Origin of the sequence: Tenacibaculum sp. MEBiC06402 (assembly GCF_049239625.1) — a bacterium.
Lineage (GTDB): Bacteria > Bacteroidota > Bacteroidia > Flavobacteriales > Flavobacteriaceae > Polaribacter.
The window spans coordinates 13,724-31,596 of record NZ_JBMKKT010000104.1; the positions used below are offsets into that span (position 1 = coordinate 13,724).

Sequence of the window (17,873 nt, forward strand, 5' to 3'; positions counted from 1 at the left end):
GTTTGTAATACATAATCAATCGTAATGAAGAAAAATATCGCCATTATTATGGGAGGCTACTCGTCTGAAGTAGCGATTTCTATTAAAAGTGGAAATGTAGTTTATAAACATTTAGATGCTGAAAAATATAATTCATACCGAATACATATAGTAAAAGAAGGCTGGTTTTATATTGATTCAAATGAAAAAAAACATGCTGTTAACAAGGATGATTTCTCAATTGAAATTGACGGAAACAAGATAACATTTGATTGTGTTTTTAACGCTATTCACGGTGCACCTGGAGAAAACGGGGCTATTTTAGCGTATTTCGATTTGTTAGGAATTAAACACACTTCCGCTCCATTTTATCAAATGGCTTTAACTTTCAACAAACGTGATACTTTAAGTGTATTACAGAAGTACGATATTCCAACAGCGAAGTCAGTATATTTAAATAAAGGAAATTCTGTTGATCCTAACGAAATTGTTGAAAAAGTTGGATTACCTTGTTTTGTAAAACCGAACAATGCTGGTTCTAGCTTTGGAATTTCCAAAGTATATGAAGCTCATAAATTATATGATGCTATTGATAAAGCATATCAAGAAGATAATGAAATTCTAATTGAAAGTTTTCTTGAAGGAACCGAGGTTTCCGTGGGGGTTATTGAATATAAAAATGAAGTTTTAGTTCTACCAATGACTGAAATAGTTTCTGAAAATGATTTCTTCGATTATGAAGCTAAATACGAGGGAAAGTCACAAGAAATTACACCTGCAAGGATTTCAACCGAAGAAGAAAATAAAGTTAAAACTATCGCCAAGAAAGTTTATACAGTTTTAAACATGAGTGGTTTTTCTAGATCGGAATATATCCTAGTAAATGGTGAACCACATTTCTTAGAAATGAATACTGTACCAGGTTTAACAGAGGAAAGTATACTTCCACAGCAAGCTAATGAAGCGGGGATTTCGTTAGCTGAATTATTTGATAACGCAATACAAAATCAACTAAACTAAACATACATGAGACGCGCAATTTTTCCTGGATCTTTTGACCCTATTACTTTAGGTCATTTTGATATTATTGAAAGAGGAGTTACTCTTTTCGACGAATTAATTATTGCTATTGGTATTAATGCTGATAAAAAATATATGTTTCCATTAGAGAAACGTCAACAGTTTATTGAAGAGGCTTTTAAAAACGAACCTAAAATAAGAGTTGTTACATACGAAGGGTTAACCGTAAATTTTTGTAAAGAAATTGGAGCTGATTTTATATTAAGAGGCCTACGTAATCCAGCTGATTTTGAGTTTGAAAAAGCAATTGCTCATACGAATCGTAAACTATCTGAAATAGAAACTGTTTTCTTGTTAACCTCATCTGGTAAAAGTTATATTTCTTCTTCAATTGTAAGAGATGTAATTAGAAATAATGGAGACTATACAGGTTTAGTTCCAGATTCAGTAAGAGTTTAATTTATTACCCAAAAACAACTATGAAAAAGCAAATTTTTATTTTACTTACCTTATTATCAATTAGCAGTTTATTCGCTCAAAGATATAAACAGTACCGTATTGGTGATACAATCTTCTTAAAAAATAAAGTACCTGTACCTAAAACACAAGCAGACTTTTATACCGTCGTAAAAGAAAAAGTTAGCATCAATAATAAGAGACTTTATAAAATGGAGGGGTATAAATCTCCGAAAGATTCTACCTCTTTTTTTAAACATTCAATATACTATACAATTGATCCGAATTTAGTTGGATCTGAAAGTAAGCACATAATTTTTCATATGAATGGAAATAAACTTGCTGAAGGTTATAGAGAAAAAGGGAGAAATTATGGTTTATGGACTTATTGGTACGACAATGGTCAAAAAAAGGAAGAAAAGCGTTTTTTTAAACACAAAGCTCTAGCTAAAAAAATAAAAGATCCTGAAATACTATCTTTTTGGGATAAAAATGGAAACCAAACTATAGAAAATGGTAATGGTACTTACCTAACTATTAAAGATTCCACCACTACAAAAGGTTTTTATAAAAATGGTTTAAAGCATGGTAAGTTTTTAAAAACAAAAAATGAGAAAAAAGTTTATGAAGAATATTATAAAAATGGAAAACTAAAACAAGGTAAAAGCTGGGATAAAAACGGAAAAGAATTCAGTTACAAACAAGGCTTCAAAACTCCGCAATACCCGGGAGGACAAAAAGCGATTGCCAAGCATATTATAAAAAACATAAACATTCCTGACTACGCGTATCAAAATGACATTTCCGGAAGAGTAATATTAATGTTTAAAATAAACAAAGTTGGTAACATCAGTAATATTAGAGTTGTCAAAAGCTTATGTAAACCTTGCGATCAAGAAGCTGTAAGGGTTATAAGACTTATGAAAAAATGGAAACCAGGAGAGTCTAGAGGTCAAAAAATTAAGGTAAATTACACCCTACCTATTACTTACAACGTACAATAGATGAAAAAACTTATAATTCTTGTTCTTTTAATTAGTTTCTCTTGCCAGAAAAAAAAGGGCTTTGACTTTACAACAACCTTCGAGAAATCTGAAGGAACCGAAACTCCAATTTACAGTGATGTTATTTCTTATTACCAAGATTTAGCAACTCAATATTCAGAAATCACCTTACTTGAATTTGGGCTAACAGATAGCGGTAATCCATTACACTTAGTCGTTTTTAATTCAGATGGAAAGATTGCTAAAAACGAATTTAAAAACTCTAAAAAGAATAGAATTTTAATCAACAATGGAATTCACCCTGGAGAATCTGATGGTATTGATGCTTCCATGATGATGTTACGAAATATCGTTCAAAATGACTCTCTTCAAAACGCTTATAAGAATTCGTTAATTTGTGTAATTCCGATTTATAATATTGGAGGAGCGTTGAATAGAAATTCGCATACAAGAGCAAATCAAAATGGACCAAAAGAATATGGATTTAGAGGAAATGCAAGAAACTTTGATTTAAACAGAGATTTCATAAAGCAAGACACAAAAAATGCTATAGCTTTTGCTGAAATATTCCATACTGTAAATCCAGATATTTTTATTGACAACCACGTGAGTAATGGAGCTGACTATCAGTATGCGATTACGCATTTATTTACCCAACATAATAAATTAGGCGGCCATCTTGGAAGTTTTCTTGAAACAGAAATAAGACCTTATTTAGAGAATTCTTTAGAAAAGAAAAACATTCCTATTACTCCTTATGTAAATGTTTGGGGAAGTACTCCTGATAAAGGATGGTCTCAGTTTATGGATTCACCACGCTACTCAACAGGATACACCACATTATTCAATACTTTCGGAATGATGGTTGAAACACATATGTTGAAACCTTATAAAATTCGTGTTGAACAAACATATGAACTAATGTTATCTATGCTTGATTTCACGGAAGAAAACTCTGAAAAAATTAAAAATTTAAGAACAAGTGCTACTGAAAATATTCTAAAGAAGAAAACGTATCCGATTCAGTATAAAGTTGATAGAGAAAATCCTTCAAAATTCAACTTTAAAGGATATGAGGGTTCATATATTGATAGTAAAGTTACCTCTGGAAAAAGATTATTTTACGATAAATCGAAACCTTTCCAAAAAGAAGTGAATTACTATAATAAATTTAAAACAACTAAGGAAATTGCGATTCCAAAAGCATACATTATTCCTAAAGGTTGGCAAAATGTAATTGAAAGATTAGCAAATAACAACATAGAATTTACACGTTTTTCAAAAGATACAGTTATGAATGTTGAAGTGAATCATATTACTTCTTTTAAAACATTAAGTTCTCCTTTTGAAGGTCATTATTTACACTACAATACAGAAATTAAGAAAAGTGTTAATTATGTAAAGTTTTCAAAAGGTGATTATTTAGTTCCTACCAACCAAAATGGAATTCGATATTTACTAGAAACCTTAGAAGCGGAAGCTGTAGATAGTTTCTTTAATTGGAACTTTTTTGACACCATTTTGCAACGAAAAGAAGGGTTTTCTCCTTATGTTTTCGAAGATAAAGCGGAAGAATTCTTAAACAAGAATCCATTAGTCAAAGCCGATTTTCAAAACAAAATTAAAACTGATACAGTTTTTGCGAATAATCCTAGAGCTCAACTAAATTGGATTTACATGCAAACTCCACATTACGAACCTGCCCATATGAGATTACCTATTTTCAAAATTCCATAGGTCATTATTAAGATAAAAATAAAAAGCTCCTGAAAAATCAGGAGCTTTTTATTTAAAATTTATATTCATTCAGAGGCTTTGGAAACGCCTCTGGATTTGCTGCTAAATGATACCTAGGATCATCAACATCTTCGATAATTATATCATGAAACTTATCACTTGCTTTGTACATTAACACTTTACAATCTTCACTTAAATGTTTTAATTTAATTGTTTTTCCCGCAGCTTGATATTTCTCAACTAAAACAAATAAAGCTTCTAATGCTGAGTGATCTGAAATTCTACTTTCAATAAAATCAATAAGAACATTATCTGGATCATTTTTTACATCAAACTTTTCATTAAAAGAAGAGATGCTTCCAAAGAATAATGGTCCCCAAATTTCGTACACTTTTGTTCCATCTTCACGCATACGTTTACGAGCTCTAATCATTTTTGCATTCTCCCAAGAAAAAACTAATGCACTTACAATTACCCCTGCAATTACCGCAATTGCTAAATCGAAAATTACTGTTAATGATGAAACTAAAATTAAAACGAATAAATCCGTTCTTGGAATTTTACTAGCAATTCTAAAACTACTCCAAGCAAACGTTCCGATTACTACCATAAACATAACTCCTACTAAAGCAGCAATTGGAACTTGTTCAATTAAAGATGAAGCAAAAAGAATGAACATTAATAAGAATACTGCTGCCGTAATACCAGACAATCTTCCACGACCACCACTTTTAATATTAATAATAGATTGTCCAATCATTGCACAACCTCCCATTCCTCCAAATAAACCAGTAATAATGTTAGCTCCACCTTGTGCTAAACATTCACGATTTGTATTTCCACGAGTTTCTGTAATATCATCAATTAAATTTAACGTCATTAAACTCTCAATTAATCCAATTGCTGCTAAGATTAAAGCATACGGAAAAATAAAAGTCAATGTTTCTAAGTTTAATGGAATTTTTGAGAATGTTTCTAAAACAGGAACTGGAAAACCTCCTTTTAGTCCTTCTCCACCACCTTCTCTAATAAATGAACCAACAGTTGCCATGTTGTCCAAACCACCAAAAATTACAATAGCTGAAACTACTAAAATTGCGATTAACGCTTCTGGTAATTTTTTAGTTGCTTTTATTTTAGGTAACCCCCACATGATTAACATCGTTAATCCTACAAATCCAATCATTAAAAATAGTTCTGTTCCTTGTAACCAAACTTTTTCTCCTGCAACTTTCTTGGTAAACATTCCCAATTGAGATAAAAATATTACAATTGCCAAACCATTTACAAACCCCATCATTACAGGATGTGGAATTAATCGAACAAACTTTCCTAGTTTAAAAACTCCTGCTAACATTTGTATAACTCCCATTAACATCACCGTTAAAAACAAATAATACAAACCAAGGTTTTCATCAGCAGCTCCCATGGCATTTCCTTCTGCAACTAAATTCACCATTACGACTGCCAACGCTCCAGTTGCTCCTGAAATCATTCCTGGTCTCCCTCCAAAAATCGAAGTAATTAATCCAATCATAAAAGCGGCGTACAATCCTACTAACGGATCAACACCCGCAACGAAAGCAAATGCTACTGCCTCTGGAACTAATGCTAATGCAACTGTAATTCCAGATAAAACATCATTTCTAATATTCCCTACTCTTTTGGTAATAAACTCAGTCATAATTGTTTTCTTAATTTTAAAAGAGGGCAAATATAGATATTATTTCATCGTTAAAGGTTTCTTACAGTTTAATTTTGCCTTGAGCCATTTTTATACTACTTTTGAACTTTGGAACTATCAATTAAATTGGTAGCATAAAATGAGCAGAAAAACACTACTTACTTCTAAAGAAATTGAAATAATTCTGCATCGACTAGCATGTCAGCTAATCGAAAATCATAACGACTTTTCTAATACAGTTTTAATCGGTTTACAACCAAGAGGAACTTTTTTAGCAGAACGCTTACAAAAGATTTTGGTTGAAGACTACAATATCAAAAATTTAAAACTAGGCTTATTAGATATTACATTTTATCGTGATGATTTTAGAAGAAATGATGAACCTTTAGAAGCTACACCAACCAAAATTGACTTTTTAATTGAGAATAAAAAAGTAGTCATAATTGATGACGTTCTATACTCAGGAAGAAGTGTAAGATCAGCATTAACGGCCCTACAGGCTTTTGGAAGACCAACCAACATTGAGTTATTGGTTTTAATTGATCGCAGATTTAGCAGGCATTTACCAATTCAACCAAATTATCGTGGTAGACAAGTAGACGCCATTAATGAAGAAAAAGTGCTGGTGAACTGGAAAGACACACATTCAAAAGACGAAATATACTTAGTACCTAAACAATCTAAGAAAGAACAATAATGAAGCAGTTAAGTGTAGAACATTTATTAGGAATAAAATATCTGAACAAAAATGATTTAGAACTTATTTTTGAAACTGCTACTCATTTTAAAGAAGTTATAAATCGGCCAATTAAAAAAGTTCCTTCTCTAAGAGATATTACTATTGCCAACTTATTTTTTGAAAATAGTACTCGTACCAAATTATCTTTTGAATTAGCAGAAAAACGTTTATCTGCTGATGTGATTAATTTCTCTGCTGGACAATCTTCTGTTAAAAAAGGAGAAACTCTTATTGATACAGTAAACAACATCTTATCAATGAAAGTTGATATTGTGGTAATGCGTCATGGAAATGTTGGAGCTGGTGTTTTCTTATCAAAACATGTAGATGCTAGAATTGTAAATGCAGGTGATGGAACTCATGAACATCCTACACAAGCTTTATTAGATAGTTTTTCGATGAGAGAGGCTTTAAATTCTGATTTAAAAGGAAAAAAAATTGTAATTGTTGGAGATATTCTGCACTCTAGAGTAGCTTTATCAAATATTTTCGCTCTACAATTACAAGGCGCACAGGTTAAAGTTTGCGGACCTACTACCTTAATCCCGAGGTATATTTCTAGTTTAGGTGTTGAAGTAGAAACAAATCTTAAAAAAGCACTAGAATGGTGTGATGTAGCCAATGTTCTTCGTGTTCAGCACGAGAGAATGGATATTAAATATTTCCCTTCTACCAGAGAATACACACAGCTTTTTGGTATTAATAAAGAGATTTTAGATAATCTTGGCAAAGATATTGTAATTATGCACCCAGGACCTATAAATAGAGGTGTCGAATTAACAAGTGACGTAGCAGATAGTAAACAGTCTATCATCCTTAACCAAGTTGAAAATGGAGTTGCAGTAAGAATGGCTGTTATTTATTTGTTAGCACAACAAATAAAAAGATAGTTATCATGAAAATAGAACACAAAGAAGATTATATTTTAATTAGTTCTGAAGAAACATATTTTTCAGAATTTTATGATTTATTTTCAAATAAACATAAAGAATTTGCTAAAAACAATGTAATAATCAACATTTCATCGAATCTTATTGCAAATGAGCAAGAAATTTCGTTATTTTTGAAATGTGCTGATATACATCAAGAAAGCGGCACAACTTTTGTAGTTGTATATCAGAATGTTGACGTGGATAATTTCCCTGAGACTTTTAACATTGTTCCTACTTTACAAGAAGCAGAAGATGTGTTAGAAATGGAAAATATCCAAAGAGATTTAGGTTTTTAACAAATAATATCCCCTTTTATTATGATAAAAAAACTACTTTTTATCTTTTGTTTTTTATGTGCTTCATTGCTTTACTCTCAGGAGAAATCGGTGAATAAATTGGTGGCATCACCAAACCCTTTTTTAAATTCAACCACTATAACTTTTAACTCAACTACCCAACAAGAAGTTTTGATTAGCGTCAGAAATGTACTTGGAAAGACTGTTTTTACAAAAAAAATGTCAGCTCATGTAGGAAAAAATGAGCTTCCATTTAAAAGAAACAATTTAAGTTCAGGCATGTACATCTACGCAATTCAAACAGGAAATGAAGTAATTTCTAAACGTTTTGTAATTAGATGAGTTTAAAATTAACAGTATTAGGTTGTCATTCAGCAACTCCAAGAGTAAATGCACACCCAACTTCTCAATATCTAGAAATAAATAACAGACATTTTTTAATAGATTGTGGTGAAGGAACGCAACGACAAATGAGAAAGTATAAAGTTGGTTTTTCTAAAATCAATCATATTTTTATTTCTCACTTACATGGTGATCATTTCTTCGGGTTAATCGGTTTATTATCTACTTTCGGAATTTTAAACCGAGAAAAAGATTTACATGTTTTTGGTCCAAAAGGAATCAAAGAAGTTACAGAATTACAACTCAAACTGTCAATGTCTCATGTGAAATATAATATTGTTTTTCATGAGTTAACCTCAAATAAAAGTGAGTTAATCTTTGAAGATGATAAGGTTTTAGTTTACACTATTCCTTTACATCATAGAGTTTACACTAATGGTTATTTATTTAAAGAAAAACCAAAAGCAAGAAACTTACATTTAGACAATATCAAACAATACGATGAAATCGAAATCTGTGATTATCATAATTTAAAAGCAGGTAAAGATTTTATGTTGAGTTCGGGAGAGATTATAGCGAATGAAGAACTTACAGTAGCTCCTGAGAAACCGAAAAGTTTTGCCTTTTGTAGTGATACAATGTTTAAACCAGATATTGTTCCGATTATACAAGATGTTGATGTTTTATATCATGAAGCTACTTTTTTAAAAGAACTAGAGCATCTTTGCGAAAGAACAAAACATTCTACAGCAGAACAAGCAGCAACTATTGCTAAAAATGCTAATGTTGGAAAATTAATTTTAGGCCATTATTCTAGTCGTTATTCAGATATTGAGTGCTTCAGAGAAGAAGCACAAACAGTATTTGAAAACGTAGAACTAGCAAGGGTTGGGGAAGTTTTTACTTGCACCACAAAAGTTCCTGTACACGTTTAAAAACAACCTTTTTTTTATTTTAACTGCACTGTTAATAATTCGTTAAACAGTGTTAAACGAAGTAACAAAACTAATCTTCTCGTAGTCTTTTATGCATTGAAGAACTACAATAACAACATAAGAGATGAGAAGAATTTTATTATTACTTGTATTAGCTATTAGTACAAGTTCATTTGCACAAATGAAAAAAGATGACCTGCCCAGACCAGGAAAAATTTCAGGAAAAATTATAGACAAATTAACTAAAGAGCCATTACCTTACGTAAATATTATTATTAGAGATGCAGCTAAAAAAGTATTAACTGGAGGAATTACAGATGATAATGGACTTTTTAACGTTACCAAAATTCCAGAAGGAAAAAGTTTTGTTGAAATTCAGTTTATAGGTTACAAAACTGTAAGTCGAGAAATTACAATTGGCTCTAAAAATAGAAATATTAAACTAGGAACGATTGCTTTGGAGGAAGACTCTACAACCTTAGAAGAAGTTGAAGTTAGAGCAGAAACCTCTACAGTAGTACAAAAAGTTGACCGTAAGGTTATTAATGTTGGAAAAGATTTAACTTCTGCTGGTGCTACGGCCTCTGAACTGTTAAACAACGTACAATCTGTTAGCGTTGATAGCCAAACAGGAAATATTAGCTTACGTGGAAACGAAAATGTTCGTGTATTAGTAGATGGGCGACCTACGAATATTCCTGCTGCACAGTTATTAAGACAATTACCTTCTACGTCGATTAAGAGTGTTGAATTAATTACAAATCCATCAGCAAAATATAACCCAGAAGGAATGAGTGGTATTATTAATATCATTCTAAATAAAAACGCCAATATGGGATTCAATGGATCGCTTAATACAGGAGTTGAAACTGGACATTATGTTCGTTACAATGCTTCTACAAACATGAACTATAAAACAGGAAACGTCAACTTTTTTGGAAACTATGGATTTAATGGCGGAGACAGATTTAACTTTGGTTTCATCAATAGAGATGGAGTGAATTTTCAGGATTTCTTATTTATCAATGAAAATGAATCTCATTTATTTAAAATTGGAGCTGATGTGTATATTGATGATAAAAACACTTTTTCATTCTATACTACCCAAAATTGGTCTGATAATGGAGCAAATGGTCGTGTCTTAGTTTCGGATGCCTCTAATAATTTAGTAAGTAACGCACCAAACTCTCAAGACAACAATAATCATAATCAAACGTATAATGTAAATTATAAACATGATTTCAAAAAGAAAGGACATAATGTTGAATTTGAATCAACATACTCTATTAACGATGCACCACAGTTACTTATAAATAACGATTTATTGAATCCAAACGATGGAGAATTAAATTATTTTAATGATATCAATAATGAGCGTTATAATATTTTAATGAACCTAGATTATACAAACCCTGTTTCCGAGAAAGGTAAATTAGAACTTGGATTGGAATACCGTGAGGATGGAACAGATAACACCAATAGAACTAACCAAACTAACTTTAATAATTCATCATTTAGTTACGACAGAAAAATCTTCTCTGGTTATGCTAATTATGGACATACTTTTGGAAAAGTTACAATGCAATTAGGTGCGAGATTAGAGCAGTTTAATATTGAAGGTAAATTCAACGTTGAAACAGTTGGAACAGAAACAGTCACGGATGATATTTTTACTATTTATCCATCTGCTTTCTTTACCTACAATCCTTCTGACAAAAATCAGTTTCAATTAAGTTACAGTAAACGTGTAGATAGACCTAATATTCAACAAGTAAATCCGATTAGAGAATGGAGCACACCTTTAATTACGTCTGTAGGTAACGAAAATTTATTACCACAGTTTACGAACTCAATTGAAGTAAACTATACGAGAAAAGTAAAAGGAGGATCAATAACATTAGGAACATTCTACAGAAATATTAACGATGTAATCTCGAGAGTTACTTTCAGAGATCCAGCAGATCCAAATAATGTAAGACAAATTTTAACGTTCCAAAACTTTGATGATACCGATGCATATGGAGTTGAATTATCATCTAATTATAAAATTGCAAAATGGTGGAGAGCAAATGCTAGTATGGATTTCTATTCTCAAAAGCAATTTGGAGTAGCAGACTTATCTAACCCATCTGCACCTAGATTAGAAGTACAAAACGAAGTTTTTAATGCTAGAATTAGTAACAGTTTTACAGTTTCTAAAAAACTTAGATTACAATTATTTGCAATGTACAGAGGTTCAGTTCAAGATATTCAATGGACAGTTGACCCTATGAAAATGGTAAACTTAGGTGCTAATTATACAGTTTTCGGAGGTAAAGGAAACTTAACATTTAGAGTTAACGATATTTTCAATACTATGCAATTTCAATTTGCATCAGATAATCCATTTACACAAAATGGTAGATTTAAGTGGGAAAGTAGAACAGCTTACCTAGGATTTAACTACAGATTTGGTGGTGGAAAAAACAAAGCTAAGTCTAGAAGAAGAAGAGATAGTAACGAAAAACAAGGAGGTGGTGGCTTCTTTTAATTGAAGGGTAATAGATTAATCACCAAAAGAAAAGCCGAAGTTGATAACTTCGGCTTTTTACTTATAATAAGATTTCTCTTTTTAAAAGTTCTTATGATTCAATAATTCTCCTGAGAACTGAAGCAATCTTAATTCTGCATTCTTAGCTACGTATTTAGCATTATTTCTACTTAATTCTGCATTGATTAAATTAATTTGAGCCTGACGAAAATCAATAGAAGTAATTTGACCAAGTTTATAACGTTCTTTTGAACGTTCAAAATTTAGTTTATTAGTTTGAACATTTTTCTCTTGAGCTTTTAATGCAAACAAACTATTTTGATATGTCTCCCAGGCATTATTTATATCTCTTTCTAACTGCTCCTCTAACTGTTCTTTTCTAATTTCCTGAGTTTCTAAAGCTATTTTAGCATTATTCACATTTGTTCTAGTCCTACCACCATCAAATAAATTCCATGTTAAATTAACTCCAGCACTCAAACCTACTTGTGTATTACTAATTGGACTAAAAGCATTGGTAGCATCTCCACTATTTCTATTCCAAGCATAAGAACTTGTCAAGCTTACATTCGGCATCCAACCTGATTGATTAATTTTAACATCCAATCGACTTAGTTCAATATTCTTCTTAGATTGTAATAGATTAGCATTTTCAGATTTTGCCTTATTAATAATATTTTCCAAATTAATTTCGGTATCATACAAAATATCGGTATTTACATCCAACGGCGTATTTACCTTTCTTCCTAGAACAACGTTTAAATCACGCTTAGCATTTTTCAATTGTCTTCGAACATCTATGTAAGTTATACTATCATTATTGACATCAACTTCTGCATTTAAAACATCTAACTTTGTGTTTTGTCCATAATCAAAGCTATAATTCGCTCTTTTTAAACGCTCTTTTGAAATTTCTAACGCTTGTTTTTGGGTTGATTCATTTTCTGAAAGTCTCGCTACTTCGTAGTAAGCAATAAACAAAGTTATTACTGTATTCTCCATAACCTGACGCCCCTGAAGTTCAGTTAAGTTATAACTTTCTTTTAAACGTTTAAAAGCATTCTGTCTATTAAAACCATTAAAAATCGTATAATTTAAACCAATTGAAGCATTATAGTTTTCAGATTCGGCTCCTGTTACGGTGTTCACTGTTCCATCTTGAAATTCGATATCCGTATCATTATTTGTATATCTTGCTCCAGCGTTACCCGTAACTGTTGGTAAATATCCACTATTATAAATACTTTTATTATTTTCTGCGGTAGCTACGTTATTTTTAGTAATTCGAATATCATAATTGTTCTCTAAGGTAAGTTCTAAAGCCTTCTCTTTGCTTAGAATTTCTTGAGCATAAAAAACACTATTTGACAATAGCAGCCCAACTAAAATTACAATTTGTTTTTTCATGTGTTTCATTTTATGCTAATTCTTCTTCTTCCGATTTCAACTCTTTAATCGCTCTTTCAACTTCTTCTCTAGTAGGTCTTTCTCCTTCCCATAACCAATAGAAATAAACTTTCGCATAGTTAGAAATCGATAATAAAACTGGTAATGTTAATAGGGTTAAGAAAGTAGCAATCATGATTCCATAAGCAATAGAAATTGCCATTGGAATTAAAAACTGTGCTTGTCTACTTGTTTCAAAAATCAGAGGTGCTAATCCGGCAACTGTTGTAATGGTAGTAAGGAATATTGCTCTAAATCTTGACTTTCCGGCAGCGAATAAAGCTTCTTCATACTTTAAGCCTTCCTTTAAATAGGTATTGAATTTGCTAATAAGTACCAATCCGTCATTTACCATAATACCGATTAATGCGATAATTCCTAAAAGTGATAAAATGTTTACGGCAAAACCATGAATGTAATGTCCCCAAGCAACACCAATTAAACTAAATGGAACCATTACCAATAACATGAATGGCTGACCATATGAACGGAATGTAAACACAATGACTATATAAATTAGCAATAATATTACCGGACCTACAATTTTTGCTGAACCAGAAACTTTTGATGCTTCTCTATTTTGCCCTTCATATAATGCAGAAACAGATGGATATTTAGCCTTTAACTCAGGCATAATTCGCTGCTGAATATCAGTTAAAACATCCGTAGCACTGGCCTGCGCATCTTTCATATCTGCCTCAACCTTTATTTCTCTTCTACCTTCTAAGTGATTAATTGAAATTTCACCACGCTCAATTTCATAAGTTGCTATTTCAGAAAGTGGTACACGAGTTCCATTTGGAGCAGAAATTCGCATATCATCAAGATTTTTGATTGATGAGCGCTCTTTTCTGTTATATCTCACCCAAACTTTTATCTCGTCCTGTCCACGTTGAAAACGCTGCGCTTGTCTGCCAAAGAATCCACTTCTAATTTGAGACATTACATCATTTAAATTCAATCCTAATAGATAAGCATTATCCTTTAATTGAATTTTAATTTCCTTAATTCCTTGTGGATCGTTGTCAGTAACATCTTTTAGCTCCTGGTTTTTCTTTAACTCCTCTTTCAGTTCTGTTTTGGCAGCTTTTAATTCTTGAATATTATTACTCAATAAAGAAACTGAAACCGGACTTCCTCCAAAATTTCCACCAGAACCAAAAGTTAAAGATTCAACTCCATAAACCCCTCCTACCCGATCTCTAATTACATTGGTAATTTCTCTAGAACCAAAAGTTCTTTCTTCTCCAGGCAATAAGTTAATTCGTAAAGAAGCCTGAGCAGAACCTGGCCCTATTTGTTTTAATACATTTTCAACAACCGGTTCCCCTTCATTTCCATACTTCTTGGTAAACTCTTTTTCTACTTCCCAAACTTTATCTTCGATAGCCGTAATAATACTATCAGTGATTCTTTCATTAGTTCCCTGAGGCATGGTTAAATTAATAGAGACACGATCACTTGCAATAGATGGGAAAAAAGTTCCTCTGATAATCCCTCCTTTAAACGCACCAATCGTTATCATTAAAAAACCTATCGGAATTATTAAACCAAAAAATTTAAACTCTAATACAAACTTTAATGCTGGCGCATACAGTTTATCTCTCATGAAATCCATTACATCCTCAGCATACTTATTAAACTTGTATAATTTTTGATTTCTATCCAAAGATTTTGAGTGTGCAACGTGTGCTGGTAAAATAATTAGAGCCTCCACCAACGAAAGTATTAATGTTAATGCAACAACTGTAGCTACCTCTCCGAAAAACTCACCGATATTACCATCTAAAAAGAAGAATACCGAAAAAGCTAGTACCGTAGTTGTAATTGCAGAAATAATTGGTGGTACAACTTCCATTGTTCCATCAATTGCCGCACGGATTGGGTTTTTCCCTTTCTCAAAATGATGATAAATATTTTCAGATATAACGATTCCATCATCTACCAATATTCCGATAACGATAATCATTCCGAATAATGACAATACGTTTATTGTAATATTAAAATATCCCGCCAACATGAACATTCCGAAAAAAGCAACTGGTAAACCTGCAGCAACCCAAAATGCCAACCTAGGACGTAAAAACAGTGATAAAAACAACATTACTAACAACATTCCTTGCCAAGCATTCTTAAAAAGCAACTCTGTACGTTGATTTAATGTAATAGATGAATCCCTTGTAATTTCAAGTTTTACATTCTTGTGCTCTTTATTGAACTTAGTAATATACTCGTTAATCTTTTCAGCAGATGACAACAAATCCTCATTATTAGTGTTGCTTACCTGAACTCTAACCGCCAAATTTCCGTTATAATAATTTCTGTTCGGTGTTTCGTTCCAAATATCTCTTACTGTAGCGACATCTTTTAATCGAATAATACGACCAGAGGCATCAGCCTTTACAACTATATTATCTAACTCATCTCCATAATAGGAACGATTGTTAGCACGTATTAAATATTCTTCTGCATCTGTTTTTACCGAACCTCCTGTAGTTAAAATATTTGCAGACGATACAGCATTTGCAACTTGATTAAAAGTAAGATTATAAGCTAAAAGAGAGTTTTCATTCACCGCGATTTCAATTTCCTCTGCTGGATAACCTGTAATACCAATTTGAGATATCCCATCGAATCTGCGAATATCGTTTTCAATATCTCTTGCAATTGATTTTAATGATTTTAATGAAATTCCTTCTCCAGTTACTACAAAACTTATGGTTTCTCTTATATTTTCAACCTTTGCAACCACTGGTGGTTCCATTCCCGTAGGAAAGTTAGGTACTTTATCTACTGCATTTTTTACATCAGCTAAGACTACATTAATATCATAATCTTTAAGTGTTTCAACCGTAATACTTGCGGCGTTTTCGGAAGAAGTTGAAGTTACCCTATCAACACCTACAATTCCTTTTAAATTGTCTTCTATCTTAAGAACTACTCCTTCTTCAATTTCCTGAGGCGAGGCTCCTGGATATACTACATTTATACTGATAAATTTTACTCTTGTAAGCGGAAAGAAAGAAGATTTTAAGGTTGAAAAACCTAGATAACCTAAGATCACAAAAGCAATTATAATAATATTTACCGCTACTGGATACTTAATAAAATACGCTATAATTTTTTTCATATCGTACCTTTATTTAGTTGATGATTTTTCAGAAAAAATCTTAACTGGCATTCCCGAATAAGCGCCAGCAACAGGTTTTGAAACTAATTTGTTTCCATCCGCTAATCCTTTTACAACAACTGTTTTTTCGTTAAAATGAACAGGATTAATATCGACTAAGCTTAAAACAGAATCTTTTACTACATAAACTGCTTTATTTTCTACAAGTAATTTTCGATTAATTTCAATAGCCCCAGATATAGGTTTCGTAGAAACATCTGCTTCTAAATACATTCCTTCTCTTAATCCTTCTCCTTTTACTTCAATATAAATAGTTACTGTTTGCGATGTTTGATCTATTTTTCCATTAATTCTGGTAACAACACCTTCCCATGCTTTAGTTTTCTCTAAGTTTCGCAGTGATACTTTTTTTCCTTTAACTACAACATCAGCAAAACTAGCATTTACTGAAAGTGGTAACTCAAAAATGGAAACATCAATAAATTCACCCATCTTTTGACCAGCTCTTACCAACGTTCCGTTTGTAACCAATGCTTCTGTTAAAACACCATTAAATGGTGCTCTAATATTATATTTACCAAGTCTAACTTCGAGATTCTTTATGTTATAAAAGCTTGTGTAAATATTTTTTCCTGAAATAAAATATTTCTCCTTATTTGATTTAGGCTCGGGTAATGGAGCTAACGAATTATTAATATTAAAATTCTTTAAATAAGAATTCCAAGCTTCAAAGGACTCGGGATAATCTAATCTTATATCTGGCATTATCGAAGCAATTGAACTCTGTAAAACACTGCGCTGAGATTTTATAGATGCATAAAACTCTTGATTATTAATTTTTAATAATGTTTGTCCTTTTTTAAATGGTGTTCCTATACGAAAATCCTTGCCTGTATCTTGCAAAACACCTTGAACTTCAGAATAAATATCAACCTTGTTTTTAGCCACTAGATTTCCATTAGCAGTGACAACAATTGGTACTTCACGATTTTTTACTTCATCAACAAAAACTGTCTTTTCAATTTTAACCGCTTTTGGTTTTGGATTCTTTTTACTGTTCTCGAAATAATTCGAAATTAAAAAGGATAAAGCCAATAAAGCTAAACCCGTTCCGGTAATGATTAGTTTTCTCATATAATAGTATTAGTTGCTAGTGCAACTGTTTTGCGTTTTTGATATTAAATTTTCTTGTACTTTTTGAATAATTCTTATTGTTGATTGAATTTCTTCCTCTGAAATATTTTCCTGTAACGACTTTGCGAAATCTTGAATAACTGGTAATGTTTTCTGGAAAAGTCCAGTTCCTTTCTTTGTCAAATAAATATGATTAATTCTTTTGTCAGTCTTTGAAGGAATTCTAGCTAACAAGCCTTTCTTCTCCATTGTATTTACCAACCTTGTAAGGGAAGTTTTATCTCTTCCTGTGAGAAACGCCAACTCCTGTTGAGGGACACCATCTTTTTCATGAAGTTTTTTTAATAGAACCCATTGTGTTTTAGTAAGACTAATATTCATTTCATGAAACATCTCTTGAATGTAATTATCAATCATCTTAGTAGTTTTACCTAACCATGGCGCCAATGTTTTCTCTATATCCATTATTACATTTCTGTAGTTAACAAATTTACGGCTACTTTATAACT

Annotated in this window: 15 protein-coding genes; 10 read left to right on the forward strand and 5 right to left on the reverse strand. The window is 31.7% G+C overall.

Annotated elements, in window-relative coordinates; all coding sequences use genetic code 11:
- Positions 1-24 precede the first annotated feature (24 nt).
- The 4 genes from ACOSP6_RS14240 to ACOSP6_RS14255 are packed head-to-tail and all read left to right on the forward strand — an operon-like array spanning position 25 to position 4,196.
- Positions 25-999, forward strand: a complete 975-nt coding sequence (locus tag ACOSP6_RS14240; RefSeq protein WP_422094050.1) for a D-alanine--D-alanine ligase — start codon at positions 25-27, stop codon at positions 997-999.
- Between the two features lie 6 nt (positions 1,000-1,005).
- Positions 1,006-1,458 carry a pantetheine-phosphate adenylyltransferase gene (gene coaD / locus ACOSP6_RS14245; RefSeq protein WP_422094049.1) on the forward strand — a complete coding sequence of 151 codons (453 nt, stop codon included), beginning with the start codon at positions 1,006-1,008 and terminating at the stop codon, positions 1,456-1,458.
- A gap of 20 nt (positions 1,459-1,478) precedes the next feature.
- On the forward strand, positions 1,479-2,459 hold the full coding sequence (locus ACOSP6_RS14250; protein ID WP_422094048.1) for a TonB family protein: 981 nt from the start codon (positions 1,479-1,481) through the stop codon (positions 2,457-2,459).
- Positions 2,460-4,196, forward strand: coding sequence for a M14 family metallopeptidase (locus ACOSP6_RS14255; protein WP_422094047.1), 1,737 nt, complete (start codon positions 2,460-2,462; stop codon positions 4,194-4,196).
- A gap of 52 nt (positions 4,197-4,248) precedes the next feature.
- Here the strand turns inward: ACOSP6_RS14255 and ACOSP6_RS14260 are convergent, their stop codons facing one another.
- Positions 4,249-5,880 carry a SulP family inorganic anion transporter gene (locus ACOSP6_RS14260; protein ID WP_422094046.1) on the reverse strand — a complete coding sequence of 544 codons (1,632 nt, stop codon included), beginning with the start codon at positions 5,878-5,880 and terminating at the stop codon, positions 4,249-4,251.
- A gap of 139 nt (positions 5,881-6,019) precedes the next feature.
- On the opposite strand from ACOSP6_RS14260, the gene pyrR reads away from it, so the two are divergent.
- The 6 genes from pyrR to ACOSP6_RS14290 all read left to right on the forward strand — a co-directional run bounded on the left by pyrR (position 6,020) and on the right by ACOSP6_RS14290 (position 11,654).
- Entirely contained in the window at positions 6,020-6,577 is a 558-nt protein-coding gene (pyrR, locus tag ACOSP6_RS14265; RefSeq protein WP_422094045.1) for a bifunctional pyr operon transcriptional regulator/uracil phosphoribosyltransferase PyrR, read from the forward strand.
- Positions 6,577-7,509, forward strand: coding sequence for an aspartate carbamoyltransferase catalytic subunit (locus ACOSP6_RS14270; protein WP_422094044.1), 933 nt, complete (start codon positions 6,577-6,579; stop codon positions 7,507-7,509). Before pyrR ends, ACOSP6_RS14270 begins: the two co-directional genes overlap by 1 nt.
- A 5-nt stretch (positions 7,510-7,514) precedes the next feature.
- Entirely contained in the window at positions 7,515-7,847 is a 333-nt protein-coding gene (locus ACOSP6_RS14275; protein ID WP_422094043.1) for a hypothetical protein, read from the forward strand.
- Positions 7,848-7,868: 21 nt separating this feature from the next.
- Positions 7,869-8,189, forward strand: a complete 321-nt coding sequence (locus ACOSP6_RS14280) for a T9SS type A sorting domain-containing protein (protein ID WP_422094042.1) — start codon at positions 7,869-7,871, stop codon at positions 8,187-8,189.
- On the forward strand, positions 8,186-9,124 hold the full coding sequence (locus tag ACOSP6_RS14285; protein WP_422094041.1) for a ribonuclease Z: 939 nt from the start codon (positions 8,186-8,188) through the stop codon (positions 9,122-9,124). Before ACOSP6_RS14280 ends, ACOSP6_RS14285 begins: the two co-directional genes overlap by 4 nt.
- Before the next feature lie 124 nt (positions 9,125-9,248).
- Positions 9,249-11,654, forward strand: coding sequence for a TonB-dependent receptor domain-containing protein (locus tag ACOSP6_RS14290; RefSeq protein ID WP_422094040.1), 2,406 nt, complete (start codon positions 9,249-9,251; stop codon positions 11,652-11,654).
- A gap of 81 nt (positions 11,655-11,735) precedes the next feature.
- Here ACOSP6_RS14290 and ACOSP6_RS14295 read toward each other — a convergent pair whose 3' ends face one another.
- The 4 genes from ACOSP6_RS14295 to ACOSP6_RS14310 are packed head-to-tail and all read right to left on the reverse strand — an operon-like array spanning position 11,736 to position 17,829.
- A complete protein-coding gene (locus tag ACOSP6_RS14295) occupies positions 11,736-13,061 on the reverse strand; it encodes a TolC family protein (protein WP_422094039.1) in 1,326 nt (441 codons plus the stop codon).
- Positions 13,062-13,071: 10 nt separating this feature from the next.
- Positions 13,072-16,230, reverse strand: coding sequence for an efflux RND transporter permease subunit (locus tag ACOSP6_RS14300; protein WP_422094038.1), 3,159 nt, complete (start codon positions 16,228-16,230; stop codon positions 13,072-13,074).
- Positions 16,231-16,239: 9 nt separating this feature from the next.
- Positions 16,240-17,364, reverse strand: a complete 1,125-nt coding sequence (locus ACOSP6_RS14305; RefSeq protein WP_422094037.1) for an efflux RND transporter periplasmic adaptor subunit — start codon at positions 17,362-17,364, stop codon at positions 16,240-16,242.
- 9 nt (positions 17,365-17,373) lie between these two features.
- A complete protein-coding gene (locus ACOSP6_RS14310; RefSeq protein WP_422094036.1) occupies positions 17,374-17,829 on the reverse strand; it encodes a MarR family winged helix-turn-helix transcriptional regulator in 456 nt (151 codons plus the stop codon).
- Positions 17,830-17,873: the final 44 nt, after the last annotated feature.